Source organism: Aeromonas sp. V90_14, assembly GCF_029967615.1.
GTDB classification, from domain to species: Bacteria; Pseudomonadota; Gammaproteobacteria; order Enterobacterales; family Aeromonadaceae; genus Aeromonas; species Aeromonas hydrophila.
Map to the genome: position 1 here is coordinate 96,820 of NZ_JASCAS010000044.1, position 13,271 is coordinate 110,090.

Annotated in this window: 9 protein-coding genes; 4 read left to right on the forward strand and 5 right to left on the reverse strand. The window is 65.5% G+C overall.

From position 1 onward, the window contains the following. Positions 1-52: 52 nt before the first annotated feature. A complete protein-coding gene (locus tag QLG02_RS18175; protein ID WP_282465814.1) occupies positions 53-1,987 on the forward strand; it encodes an amidohydrolase family protein in 1,935 nt (644 codons plus the stop codon). A gap of 42 nt (positions 1,988-2,029) precedes the next feature. On the opposite strand, the gene QLG02_RS18180 is transcribed toward QLG02_RS18175, so the two are convergent. Further along, positions 2,030-3,157, reverse strand: a complete 1,128-nt coding sequence (locus QLG02_RS18180) for an HPP family protein (protein WP_282465815.1) — start codon at positions 3,155-3,157, stop codon at positions 2,030-2,032. 285 nt (positions 3,158-3,442) lie between these two features. Between QLG02_RS18180 and QLG02_RS18185 the strand changes: the two genes are divergently transcribed. Then, on the forward strand, positions 3,443-4,564 hold the full coding sequence (locus tag QLG02_RS18185) for a glycosyltransferase family 9 protein (RefSeq protein WP_282465816.1): 1,122 nt from the start codon (positions 3,443-3,445) through the stop codon (positions 4,562-4,564). Positions 4,565-4,650: 86 nt separating this feature from the next. On the opposite strand, the gene metE is transcribed toward QLG02_RS18185, so the two are convergent. Beyond that, positions 4,651-6,915: a 5-methyltetrahydropteroyltriglutamate--homocysteine S-methyltransferase gene (metE, locus tag QLG02_RS18190; RefSeq protein ID WP_060389561.1), complete on the reverse strand. Its 2,265-nt coding sequence runs from the start codon at positions 6,913-6,915 to the stop codon at positions 4,651-4,653. Positions 6,916-7,097: 182 nt separating this feature from the next. On the opposite strand from metE, the gene QLG02_RS18195 reads away from it, so the two are divergent. Beyond that, positions 7,098-8,018: a LysR substrate-binding domain-containing protein gene (locus QLG02_RS18195; protein ID WP_282465817.1), complete on the forward strand. Its 921-nt coding sequence runs from the start codon at positions 7,098-7,100 to the stop codon at positions 8,016-8,018. Positions 8,019-8,084: 66 nt separating this feature from the next. Here QLG02_RS18195 and QLG02_RS18200 read toward each other — a convergent pair whose 3' ends face one another. From QLG02_RS18200 to QLG02_RS18210, 3 genes are all read right to left on the reverse strand, one after another. Further along, positions 8,085-8,891, reverse strand: a complete 807-nt coding sequence (locus tag QLG02_RS18200) for a siderophore ferric iron reductase (protein WP_282465818.1) — start codon at positions 8,889-8,891, stop codon at positions 8,085-8,087. A gap of 38 nt (positions 8,892-8,929) precedes the next feature. After that, entirely contained in the window at positions 8,930-11,074 is a 2,145-nt protein-coding gene (locus QLG02_RS18205) for a TonB-dependent siderophore receptor (RefSeq protein WP_282465819.1), read from the reverse strand. A gap of 254 nt (positions 11,075-11,328) precedes the next feature. Further along, positions 11,329-12,306 (reverse strand): AraC family transcriptional regulator, encoded by a 978-nt coding sequence (locus QLG02_RS18210; protein ID WP_282465820.1) that lies wholly within the window; start codon positions 12,304-12,306, stop codon positions 11,329-11,331. Positions 12,307-12,502: 196 nt separating this feature from the next. On the opposite strand from QLG02_RS18210, the gene QLG02_RS18215 reads away from it, so the two are divergent. Further along, positions 12,503-13,243: an SDR family oxidoreductase gene (locus tag QLG02_RS18215; RefSeq protein WP_016350525.1), complete on the forward strand. Its 741-nt coding sequence runs from the start codon at positions 12,503-12,505 to the stop codon at positions 13,241-13,243. Positions 13,244-13,271: the final 28 nt, after the last annotated feature.

The following is a 13,271-nucleotide window of genomic DNA, read 5'->3' on the forward strand; positions in this document are numbered from 1 at the left end:
AACTGTGCTCATATTTGCAGTAATCACTGCAATCATACAAGGAGAGCACGCAATGGATGGCAAACAACACAACCACCGCCGGGGACTTGTCGCCCTGCTGATGACAGTCCTGCTCGGCGGCTGCCAGCAGGACAACCGCTCGCAGGAACCGACCCGCACCCTCTACTTCAACGGCAAGATTTACACCCAGGACGGCCAGCACAGCCTGGCCGAGGCCATGGTGGTCGAGGATGGCAAGTTCCGCTACGTCGGCTCGCGCCAGGGGGCCGAACCCTTCATGACCAACGCCACCCGCCAGGTGGATCTGCAAGGGCGCATGGTGCTGCCGGGGCTGCACGACAACCACATCCACCTGCTCGGCACCGTGGCCCTGCCCATGTGCGATCTGGATGGCCAGGCCGTCGATCTCGATCAGCTGGCCGCCAAGGTCAAGGCGTGCCTGCCCCGCTACGCCGGGCAGCCGGGCGAGTGGCTGGTGGTCAATCAGTGGTCCCCCTACGATGGCAATACCCCGACCGCGAGCCATGCCACCCTGCTGGCCGCCCTGGATGCCGTGGCGCCGGACAACCCTGTGGTGCTGCTCGGGGCGGACGGTCACGCCAGTGCCTACAACTCGCAGGCGCTGGCCAGCGCCGAAGATCAGGATGGCAATCAGGTGGGCTTCAACCCCGGCACATTGGCGCCGGGCGGGGTATTCGAGCGGTTCATCCCCTATGTGGACTTGACCAGCGGCGTCATCCGGGAGGGGGCCCGCAGCGCCATTCCGGTACCGGACAGCGGGGTGCTGAGCGCCAGCGACGAGCGGGCCGCCGCCCAGTACGAGCAGATCCTGCCGGCCATCGCCACCCTGATGGCCTCGCGCGGCATCACCGGCGTGCAGGACGCCTGCGCCACCGACTTCATCCGCCAGCGCCTGCTCAGCATGCAGGCACGGGGGCTGCTGCAGATGCGCATCACCGCCGCCACCTGCTTTCACGAAGATGACTACAGCGGCAAGCTGGACATCGAGGGGCACCTGGCCAAGGCCACTCAGGTCAGAAGCGCCTTTGCCGGCAACCCGCTGATCAAGGCCGATGCGGTCAAGATCTTCCTCGACGGGGTGCTGGAAGGGGATCCCTTCACCGCGCCGCCTTTCCTGCCCAACGCCGGCATGCTGGAGAACTACCAGAACCCCCATCTGGCGCTGGATCCGGACAGCGGCCGGGTCACCATCACCGCCGACAGCGAAGACGCTGGCAGCAACGGCATCGTCAACTACCGGGAGGCGGATCTGAAGCGCTACGTCACCGCGCTGGACGGGGCGGGTTTTGGCATCCACATGCACAGCATCGGTGATCGCAGCACCCGGGTCGGGCTCGATGCGCTGGCTGCCGCCCGCGCCAGCAACGGCGATCGGGGCATCCCCCACACCCTGGCCCACCTGCAGGTGGTGCACCCGGACGATCAGCGCCGCCTCGGCGAGCTCGGCCTCTACCTCACCTTCACCTACGCCTGGACCACACCCCAGCTCGCCTACGACATGCTGGTCACCCCCTTCATCCAGCCAACCAGGGCCGGCCAGTCCCTGAGCGAGGCGCTCTACGATCCGCTGGGCTATCTGCAGCAGGCCCTCTATCCGGTCGAGAGCAGCCGCAAGGCGGGCGCCATCCTGGTGGCAGGCAGCGACGCGCCGGTCGACAGCCGGGATCCCCGCCCGTTTGAGAACATGGCCGCCGGCATCGTGCGGGCGGCCGGCAGCGACGATGCATTTCGCGCCAGCCAGCGCATCTCGCTGGCCGAGATGCTGGCCGCCTACACCATCAACGGTGCCAGGGCGGTGCGCCAGGGGGAGATCACCGGCTCCATCGAGGCAGGCAAATCCGCCGACTTCATCGTGCTCGACCGGGATCTGTTCGCCCTGGTCGAGGCCGGCACCCCAGAGCAGATTGCCGACACCCGGGTCGAGCAGACCGTGTTTCAGGGCAACACCATCTACCCGGCCCCCTGAGCCAAACCGCTGACAACAAAAAGGCCCCGCGAGGGGCCTTTTTTATGGACTGGCCGGCGCGCCGGTTTCGCCCTGCGCCGGGTGCAGCGCCAGGTTGAACAGCGCCGCCACCATGTCCGACTGGGTCAGGATCCCCACCAGCTGCTCGCCATCCACCACCGGCATGTGGTGCAGGCCGCCATCGGAGAAGGCGCCTACCAGATCGTAGAGCGGCTGATAGCGGCGGGCGGTCGACACGTTGCGGGTCATCAGGTCCGCGACCCGCAGCTCGGCCAGGTCTGCGGCGCCTCGCGGCTGTTGCAGCGCCCGGTCGATCATCAGGTCATGCAGGGTGATGATGCCGGTCAGCCGGCCGGCCTCGTCCACCACCGGCAGCGCCTTGACCTGATGGTGGGAGAGCAGTTGCCAGGCCGCCATGGCCGGCTGCTGCGCCTCTATCAGGATCAGATCCCGCGACATCACGTCCTGCACCCGCACCGTGCCCACCCTGGCCCGCAGGGCGTGCAACTGGGCCTCCTGCAGCAGCGCCTGCAGATCCTGGCGGCTGATGTCGAGCAGCTCACCGTGCTTGTCCAGCGCAAAGTCGATGTCCGCCGCCTGGGTCGCCACCCGCTCGCTCGGCTGGGGATCGGCGGTCTGATGGCGATTGGGCTGGGCCTGACCGCTGTTGGGATAACGGCGCCCCAGCAGCCGGTTGTAGCAGAGCGCCAGTAGCAGCAACAGCAGCGAATTGAGCAGCACCGGCAGCAACACATAGCCCACCCCGAGCTGGCGGATCCCCTCACCGCCGATGACCGCAGTCAAGGCCACGGCGCCGCCGGGCGAATGCAGGCTGCGGGTGAGAAACATGGCGGCGATGGCCAGCATCACGGCAAGGGCCGCAGCCAGCGCCGGATCCGCCACCAGGCTGGCACTCAGCACCCCCATCAGCGCCGAGACCCCGTTGCCCACCACGATGGACCAGGGCTGGGCCAGCGGGCTGGCGGGCGCGGCAAACAGCAGCACGGCGGAGGCCCCCATGGGAGCGATCAGCCAATGGACCTCAAGCCCCAGCCCCCACCGACACAAGAGGGCGGTACCCAGCAACCCGACGAAGGCACCCAGGGCGCCGTAACAACTCTCTTTGATACTGGTATTGGTGGATACCGGAAAAAAATCCCTGAACTGCATGGGGCTCCTGCGCGGATAACATTTATTTCAAATGCGCAATTTTAACGGCATCCCCTCGCCCAATACCACCGCCAGATGCAGCCAGACCCCTCTTATTTGGTGATGACCGGTCTCATGGGAGTCACACCGCCATCCCGCTGCTCCCCGCGCTCGTCACAAAACTGTGATACCGCAACAAATTCTTACAAAAAAGCTGCTGACAACCTCCTTTTCCCCTTCTCTTAACACGCCCTTAAGAATCGCAGTGTCATCTTGAGCTCATCTTCATGCACGGAGCCACTACTTATGAGCACCATCAGAGATGCCCTTCGCCGCTTCGACGGCCAGCGCCGCTGCTGGACCGCCGGGCTGGAGCGGGCCGCCCTCGCCTGGCTCGCGCGTCAAGGCCGACTGCCGGCGAGCAGCCAGCCTCCCAAGCGGATCCTGGTCATTCGCAGTACCTGCCGCATCGGCAACAACCTGTTTCTGCTGCCCTTTTTGCAGAAGGTGCGCAGCGCCCACCCCCACGCCGAGATAGAGCTGGTGTGCAGCGGCGGCCAGCTGCTCCCCTTCCTGGCCGATCTGCAGCTGCAGCGCATTCATCCGGTCAAGCTGCAGGGCAAGCGGCTGCTGGCCTCCCTGTCGGTGCTGTGGCGACTGCGCCGTCAGCACTACGATCGGGTCTACGTGCCCTTTGCCTCCAGCACCGATCACCTGATCGCCGGCTGGGTCAAGGCCCGCGAGAAGCTGGGCTTTGACGATGCCAAGGGCGACGCCTTGTTCCCCCAGCCCCTCACCCCCAACCAGCACTGCCATTACGCCCACCAGCCGCTGCAACTGCTCGGCATGCACGGCCATCTCGCCGATCAGATTGAGCTCGGCAGCTTGCTGCACAGCGCCAGCCCACGGCTGCTGGCACTCAGGCATGACTATCCGGCGCGGCCGCTCATCGGCTTTTTCACCGGCGCCCGCAAGGGCAAGGGGCTCTCTCTGCCCCAGTGGCAGCGACTGCTCGAGGATCTACGCCGCCACTACCCCAGCACCCTGCTGATCCAGCTCGAGGATCCCGTCGATCCCCAGCCCCGGCTCGGGGACGTGCAAGTCTCCCTCTCCAGCCTGAGCGAGCTGGCCCGCTTTGCCGGCGGCCTCTCCCTCTTCGTCAGCGGCGACACCGGGCCGCTGCACCTGGCTGCCGCCAGCGGCGTGCCCTGCCTCGGCCTCTTTACCCAGACCGATCCCGCCCGCTACGGCTGCCTCGGCGCCCAGCACCTCAATCTGGTGATCGGTGATCGCAATGCCATCCCCCTCGATCACCATTGGCTGGCCGAGGCGCTGGCAAGGGAACCCCAGCCGCAGCAGCTGCCGAGCGCCCCCTCGCCCGTCCCGAGCCCGGGGCTTGCCAGCGGCGCCTTTGTCGTCACCCTCTGAGGGGCTTCAACCAACAAAAAAGAGGGAAGGCTTGCGCCTTCCCTCGTTCGTTATGCCCGTACTCTCTTGTTGTTTGCTGATGCTCTTCAGGCCAGCTCGGCACGCAGCGCCTTGGTGGCATCGACCATCACCTTGAGGGCGGCCTCGGTCTCTTCCCAGCCGCGGGTCTTGAGGCCGCAATCCGGGTTGACCCACAGCCGCTCGGCCGGGATCTGCTTGGCCGCCTTGCGTAGCAGGCCTTCAATCCAGCTCTGGCTCGGCACGTTCGGCGAGTGGATGTCGTAGACGCCCGGGCCGATTTCGTTGGGGTAGTTGAAGCGCTCGAACGCTTCGAGCAGCTGCATCTGGCTGCGGCTGGTCTCGATGGTGATCACGTCCGCATCCAGCGCCGCCACCGCCTCGATGATGAGGTTGAAGTCGCTGTAACACATGTGGGTGTGGATCTGGGTGCTGTCCGCCACCGGGCTTGCGCTCAGACGGAAGGCCCGCACCGCCCAGTCGAGATAAGCCTGATGATCCTGTTTGCGCAGGGGCAAGCCTTCACGGATCGCCGGCTCGTCGATCTGGATGATCTTGATGCCGGCGGCTTCGAGATCTGCCACCTCGTCGCGAATGGCGAGGCCAATCTGCAGGGCGGATTGCTCGCGGCTCACGTCCTCGCGCGGGAAGGACCAGCAGAGGATGGTCACCGGGCCGGTCAGCATGCCCTTGACCGGCTTGTCGGTCAGGCTCTGGGCAAACTTCGTCCACTCAAGGGTCATGGGGGTCGGCCGGTCGATGTCGCGGGTGATCACCGGCGGCTTGACGCAGCGCGAGCCATAGCTCTGTACCCAGCCGAAGCGGGTGATGGCAAAGCCGTCCAGCAGCTCACCGAAATACTCCACCATGTCGTTGCGCTCGGCTTCGCCGTGCACCAGCACGTCCAGCCCGATAGCCTCCTGGCGCAGGATGGCATCCTTGATCTGGGCCTGAATGCCCGCCTCATAGGCACTGTCGTCGATGCGGCCAGCCCGCCAATCCTGGCGCAGCACCCGAATTTCCGAGGTCTGCGGGAAGGAGCCGATGGTGGTGGTCGGCAACAGCGGCAGCTTGAGATCCGAGCGCTGCGCCTCGGCCCGCACCGGGTAGGCGCTGTGGCGATCGAAATCGCTGTTGGTGAGGCTGGCGAGCCGTGACTGCACCGCCTTCTTGTGCACCCGGCTGTCGGACTCTCGATCCACGATGGGCTGGCTGTAGGCTGTGATCTTGTCCAGCTCCCCGCCATTGAGATGGTCAGCCAGCAGCCCCAGCTCGTAGCATTTTTGCAGGGCGAAGGCGAACCAGCTGCGGGTCTGGGCATCCAGCTCCAACTCGAGGGTCAAGTCCACCGGGCTGTGCAGCAAGGAGCAGGAGGAGGCCACCCAGAGCCGCTCGCCGAGCTTGGCTTTCAGTGCTTTCAGGGTCGGTACCAGCTTGGCCAGGTTGGCACGCCAGACGTTGCGACCGTTGATGACCCCGGCCGAGATGACCCACTGGGCCGGCAGGTGCGGGACCAGGGTCTCCAGCTGCTCGGGCGCCGCCACCAGATCCAGGTGCAGGCCGTCCACCTTCAGGCTGGTGATGATGTCGCGCTGATGGGCCACCGAACCGAAGTAGGTAGTGAGCAGCAGCTTGCAAGGACCGGCCAGACGCTCGTAAGCGTTGAGGTAGGCGAGACGCCACTCGTCCGGCAAGTCCAGCGCCAGCGCCGGCTCGTCGATCTGCACCCACTCCACCCCCTGGGCGGCCAGTTTCGCCAGGATCTCCTGATAGACGATGAGCAGGCGATCGAGCAGTTCGAGGCGGGAGAAGCCGCTCTCTTTCTCCTTGCCAAGCCACAGGTAGGAGACGGGCCCCAGCAGCACCGCCTTGACCGGCAGCCCCAGCGCCTTGGCCTCCTCCACTTCGTCAAACAGCTGGCTCCAGCCCAGTTTGAAACGCTGGTCGCGGCTGAACTCGGGCACCAGGTAGTGGTAGTTGGTGTTGAACCACTTGGTCATCTCGGCGGCGGCAGCGGCCGGGCCGGTCGGCGCACGGCCACGGGCGACCCGGAACAGGGTATCGAGATCGGTGTCGCCATGACGGTGGCGGGCAGGGATGGCATCCACCAGCAGGCTGGTGCCGAGCACCTGATCGTACCAGGCGAAGTCACCCACCGGCAGCAGGGTCACACCGGCCTGTTGCTGGGCCTGCCAGTGACGCTCACGCAGGCTCTTGCCGGTGGCGATGAGTTCGGCCTGGCTGGTTTCGCCGCGCCAGTAAGATTCGAGGGCAAATTTCAGCTCGCGCTTGGCGCCGATACGGGGAAAGCCCAGGGTGTGTGCGCAGGTCATAGGTTCCATTCCTTATGCTCATTCATCTGATGGTGAACTGGATGATTTAGCCATCCAGATGTTTACACATCCAAAATGACAAGATAAGGTGGCGTTGGCTATTGAATCCTTTTCAACTGGCTCTCAAGAAATTCTCAAGGCGGGCAACAAGCCGCCGCCCAGGCACAACAAGGAGGGATACCATGGCGGTGTCAAGCAACCCGGGGATCGACATCAAGCACCTGAAGACGGTGAGCGCGCTGGCCGAGCAGGGCTCGCTGGCCGGGGCGGCGCTGACCCTCAACCTCACCCAGTCCGCCCTCTCCCACCAGCTAAAAGAGCTGGAGACCCGCCTCAACCTGGAGCTCTATCTGCGCAAGAGCCGGCCGCTGGTGCTGACTGCGGCCGGCAACCAGCTGCTGGGGCTGGCCCGCCAGGTGCTGCCGGCGCTGGCGCAGACCGAGAAACAGCTGCAGGCCCTGCACAGCGGCGAGGCCGGTCGCCTTCACCTGGCGCTCGATTGCCACAGCTGCATCCAGTGGCTGCTGCCGCTGTTGCCTGATTTTCGCCGCCAGTGGCCGGGAGTGGATCTGGAGGTGGAGTCGGTGCCGGGCTTTGATGCCATCAGCGCCCTGCTCGGCGGCCAGCTCGACTTGCTGCTCACCTCCGACGTGCAGGCGCGCGGCGATCTCCACTTCGAGCCTCTGTTCGCCTTCGAGCTGGTGCTGGTGATGGCGCCGGACCACCCCCTCTGTGGGCAGCAGACCATCAAGCCTGAGGATCTGCGCCCCGAGGTGCTGCTGGTCTACCCGGTGGAGCGGGCGCGGATGGACGTGTTCAGCCGCTTCCTGCAGCCGGCCGGCATCGAGCCCGCCCGCTGCAAGCCGGTGGACAACACCTCTGTGATGTTGCAGATGGCCGCCGCTGGCCTGGGCGTCGCCGCCCTGCCGCGCTGGGCTTGCGAGGAGTTTGTCCGTCAGGGGCTGCTCGAGGCGCGCCCGCTCGCGGAAGGGGTACGCCGCCACATGTATGGCGCCGTGCGCGCCGCCGACCGGGATCAAGCCTGTCTGCAGAGCCTGTTCGAACGCATTCGCAGCAAGATGGGCGACGTAAGAGCGCAGTAATCCATACGGCAAGGCGCAGTAAAAAGCCGCCTGAGGGCGGCTTGTCATCACGCAGGCTTTCTCTTTTCAAGCACTCTCTTCACAGCTCGCCGCCCCCCGCCGCCGCGGGCAGTTGGCGCAGAGCTCACCATCGCGGCGCTTGTAGTGCAGGCAGCAGCGCTGGCGCACATAACCGACCAAGCCGGCCGCTGGCGGCCAGGGCGCCGGCTGCCAGCCCGCCAGATGCTCGGCCGGCAGGCCGCAGGCGGCAAGCCAGTGCGGCGCATGGGCCGCCACTTCGGCAGGGCTTATCTCGTCAAAGAACGCGGGCACCCGCACCAGCGCCGCCAGCAGATCGTCCGCCAAGAGCGGGCGCACGAAGCCGGGCCGCAGCCGCTGCGCCTGCCCGAGCGCTGTGAACAGCGCCTGCCAATGGGCCTGCAGCCGCTCGCCCGCCGCCTTGATCAACACCTCCAGCTCCCCCTTGATCATGGGCTCAGCCGGCAGGGTAAAGCCCGATACCAGCCCATCCTGACAACCCTGCCCCAGCCTCTCCAGCGCTGGCACGGCCCGCAGCCGATAGACGGCCACCATGGCAAGATAGATGGATTGCCAGCAGAGCATGCCCCAGCTGCGGGTGAGCCAGTAGGCGGGGCCCGCCTCCGGATGGGCCAGCCGCCAATGCTCGTGCAGCGCGGCCGCCACCTCGGCCGGCGTGGCCTGTTCGGCCATAGTCAACAGCGCCGCAGCCTCGCCGGCAGACACCAGCCGCCCCTTGAGGGATGGGATAAGCCCGGCGGCGGCCGCGAACAGGGCGCCGTGATCCGCCAGCGCCTGCAGATCCGGCTCGCGCCGTGCGCCCGGGCTGCGGGCATGACGGCCGGCGCCACTCATGGGGTGAGAGAGTCCCGGGCGCGGCCCGGGACGCAGGGTCAGAATACGTATTTGAGTCGCGCCTCCACGCTGCGCTCTGCCCCGAACCAGCAGTTGTTCTGGTCGTAGCAGGAGTAGTAGGTCTTGTTGAACAGGTTGCTGGCGCTGAGTGACACCTCCACCCCTTGCAGGCGCTGGCTAAGCTGGGCCAGATCGTAGGAGGCTGACATGTCCATCAGCAGGTAATCCGGCACGGTGTCGGTGTTGGCGGCATCAAGCTGGGCCTCCCCCACGTAGCGCAGGCCAACCCTCAGGCGCGCCCCTGCCAGCGGACCGGCTGGCAGGTAGTTGCTCCACAGCGAAGCCATTTGTTTCGGCACCCAGACCGGAGTCTTGCCCTGCAGGCTGGTGGTGTCGCGGGTGATCTCCATCTCCTGGCGGGTATAGCTCAGCGCCAGATCCCAGCGGCTGGTGAGATCGAGTCGCCCCTCCAGCTCGACCCCCTTGGAGACCATCTCGCCGGTCTGCAGCTTGGGCCCGTAGACGTTGTCCGGATCCGTCACCAGAGCGTTCTCCTTGGTGATATGGAACGCCGAGATCGTGGCGGTCTTGCTCACGTCCTCGGAGAGGAACTTGAGCCCCCCCTCCCACTGCCGGCCGGTGGCCGGTTTGAACGCCTGGCCCTGCTTGTCCGCCCCCGCCACCGGTTCGAAACTCTCGGCATAGCTCACATAGGGCGAGAGACCGTGATCCAGCTCGTAGAGGGCGCCGAGGCGCAGCGAGAGGTTGTCCTGATCAATCTGGGCCAGGCTGTTGCTCGCCGCCCCCTGATAGAGGGTCCGGCTGTCGGTGTCCATCCGGTAGCGGTCGTAGCGGGCGCCGCCGATGGCCACCAGCCGATCGAGGCGCACCTGATCCTGCAGGTAGAGGCCGCTCTGGTACTGGCGGATGGTTCGGTTGTCCTGATAGTTGAAGACCAGGTCTGCCGGCACTATCTGCTGGTGGTTCGGGTTGAAGATGTCGATGGCAGGGGCCGCATAGTCGAGGGTATCCCGGTAGAGAATGCGCGCATCCAGATACTGGTAATCCACCCCCAGCAGCAGGTTGTGCTGGGCCTTGCCGGTCTGCACCTGGCCCGCCAGCTGGTTGTCGATGACAAAGCCGCGAGACTCTTCATCGGTCAGGTAGGCGTTGCGGGCCAGGGTGCGGTTATCGGCCGCCAGCGCCGCGTTGTAGGTGTTCTGCTGGTTGGCCGAGGCATCCATGTAGCGGGCGTTTTGCAGCAGCTGCCAGTTGGCGTTGAAGTCGTGGCTCAGCTTGTACCCGAGCAGGGTCACCTCCCGGCTGTAGTGGTTCCAGTTTTCATCGCCAAGGAAGGTATCGCTGCCAAGCTGGCCCAGCGGGTTGGACTTGACCGAACCGCTGGCCGGCACCGTGGTGTAGATGCCGGCTTGCGGGTCTTTCTGGTAATAGAGGTTGAGGTTCAGCAGGGTGCGATCACTCAACTGCCAGTCGAGAGAGGGCGCCAGCACGTAGCGCTCCTCCTCTGAGGTCACCGCCTGACCCTCTTTCTGGCGGGCCAGCCCCACCAGCCGATAGGCAAACTGATCGTTGAGGGCGCCGGTGCTGTCGAGGGTCAGCTCCTTGAGGGTGCCCGTCCCGCTCGCCACGCTGACGCTGTGCCTGCTCTCCCGCTGGGGGCGCTTGGCGATGAGGTTGACCATGCCGCCGGGGGGCATGCTGCCGTAGAGCACGGAGGTGGGCCCCTTGAACACTTCCAGCTGCTCGATGGCCACCGGATCGATCTGGGGCTGCAGGTTCCAGTCGTTGTACTGCAGCAGCAGGCCGTCGTAGAAGTTCTGGTAGTTGTCAAAGCCGCGGATGTTGAACAGATCCAGCCGGTTGACCGCTCCGCCCCGCAGTTCGGTGTTGACGCCAGGCACGTAGCGCAGCGCCTCGCTCACCGAGCTGACGCCGCGCTGTTCCAGGGTGTCACCCTCCACCACCGAAATGGCCTGGGGCGTCTCCAGGGGGTCGAGCCGGGTCTTGGTCGCGGTGTTGCGATAGGTCTCGCCGAGCACGGTCAGGGTCTCGTCTGCCCGGGTCTGTGTCGGGCGCTCGGTGGCGGCTGCCTGCACAGGGCCTGCCAACAGGGCGGAGATAGTCGCGGCGACCAGGGTCAAAGGGGGGTGAGTGGCGTACATCTGATCCTCGAATGCAATGAGTGAATAGTAACAAATCTCATTTGCATTTTATTGGGTCATTTTGCCCTTGAATTAACAATTTGGGGCATGTTGGCGCTGAAGAGGGAGAAAATGCGGCCAGTTTGGCCCCATCCGGCAACCTCAACTGACGGCAGCAACGCAGGCGATGTCGAATGGATAGCAAAGCCTGGCGCAGCAAAAAGGGAAAGAGGGATAGCAGCGCCCGGCATCCGCCAGGCAAGGGAATAGCCCTCTCAGAGAGGGGCGACGGGCAGCCAGTACTCCATGCGGGCATCCGGCTGGTTGCCGTCAAAATCGGGGGCGTAACGCTCCAGCTCGAAGCCGTCCACGCCGCGATAACCGGAGCTCGGCAGCCAGTGCAGGATAAACCAGTTGAGGGTCTGCCCCAGCTGACTGACCGGGCCCACGTGACTTAGCACCGCGTAGGTCTGGGCCGGCACCGGGAGGCGCGCCAGACCGGCAGGCAAGCTGGTCCCCTCCTCCATCACGCTGCCCGCCCAGTAGGGGAGCGACTCGCCGGCACCAGCAACATCCACCACCCCAACCCGCTCCTGCCCGGGTGGCAAACCGCCCGCCGTGCGCAGGGCGCGCCAGATGGCGGGCACCGTCTGTTGAAAGTCGGGAGCGGCGGCAAACAGCCCGCGGATCTGCCCCTTCACCCCTTGCAGGATAAAACCCGGCTGGCTCTCAATTCGCACCTGTACCAGCCTGGCAGGCGTGGGCTGCGGCAGGGTAGCCCGCACCAGGGGGGTACGCAGCCCCAGCCGCAGGCCGCGCTTGCGATAGGCCAGCGGCGAGCAGCCGAACTGCTGCTTGAAGGCGCGGCTGAAGCTCACCTCTGAGCCAAAACCGTAACAGAGCGCCAGATCCAGCACCCGCTGGCGGCCAGAGAGCAGCGCCTCTGCCGCCTGGCTCAGCTTGAGCTCGCGCACATAGTGGGCCACCGTCAGCCCCGTCTCATGGAGGAACACCCGCTGCAGCTGCCAGCGCGACCAGCAGCTCTGCTCCGCCAGCTCGGCCAGCGCCAGCGGCTGATCCAGATTGGCGTGGATGTAGTCGAGCACCCGCTCGATGCGGGTCAGCTGGCTATGCGGCTGGGGCACGGCGCCCGGAATGGTGGACAAGATGGTCATGACGAGATCGGATCTGGGCTGTCGGCAAGGCGCTACGCGCAAGGGCCCCATTAAACATGGCCGCGACCTTGGCGGCAAGCGCTGGCCGCTGCGCTCACCCTGGTCCCCTTGCCCAGGGCCTTGCCAGCCCCTTAGGCCAGCGCGTCAAGCCAGCTTGGCAGACTGTCACAAAAGTGACGCGTTTGCCTGTCAGATTGTTTGAAAACAAATATATCAATTACCTCAAAAAGCCCATAAAGTCCTCGTTCGAATCTTTTATGCAGGGAGAGCCAAGATGAAGAAAGTTGCCTTGATCACCGGAGCCCGTGGCGGCATCGGATCCGCCATCACCACCGCCTTGCTGGCCCAGGGGTATCGCATCATCGCCACCCACTCCAGCGCCAACGGGGCGGCGGCGCACGACTGGTACGGGGAGCAGGGTTTTCGGCCGGATCAGGTACGGCTGCTGGCGCTGGACGTCGCCGACACCGCCATGTGCCGCGACACTCTAGGCCGATTGCTGCAGGATGAAGGGCGGGTGGATGTGCTGGTCAACAATGCCGGCATCACCCGGGACGGGGCCTTCAAGCGGATGACTCCGGAGCAGTGGTTCGAGGTGATCCACACCAACCTGTGCAGCCTCTACAACGTGACCCAGCCGCTGTTTGACGCCATGTGCGAACAGCGCGATGCCCGCATCATCAACATCTCCTCGGTCAATGGCCAGAAGGGGCAGTTCGGCCAGGTCAACTACTCGGCGGCCAAGGCTGGCATGCTGGGCTTCACCAAGGCGCTGGCGGCGGAAGGAGCCCGCTTCGGGGTGACGGTCAACGCCATCGCCCCCGGCTACACCGCCACCCCCATGGTGGAGGCGATCCGCACCGACATCCTCGACAGCATCAAGGCCGACATCCCCATGCGCCGGCTGGCCAAGCCCGAAGAGATCGCCGCCGCCGTGGTGTTTCTTGCCAGCGAGGCGGGTGCCTATATCACCGGTGAGACCCTGGCCATCAACGGCGGCCTCTACATGAAGTGAGGCCGGGCCTGGTCTCACCGGCATTGCA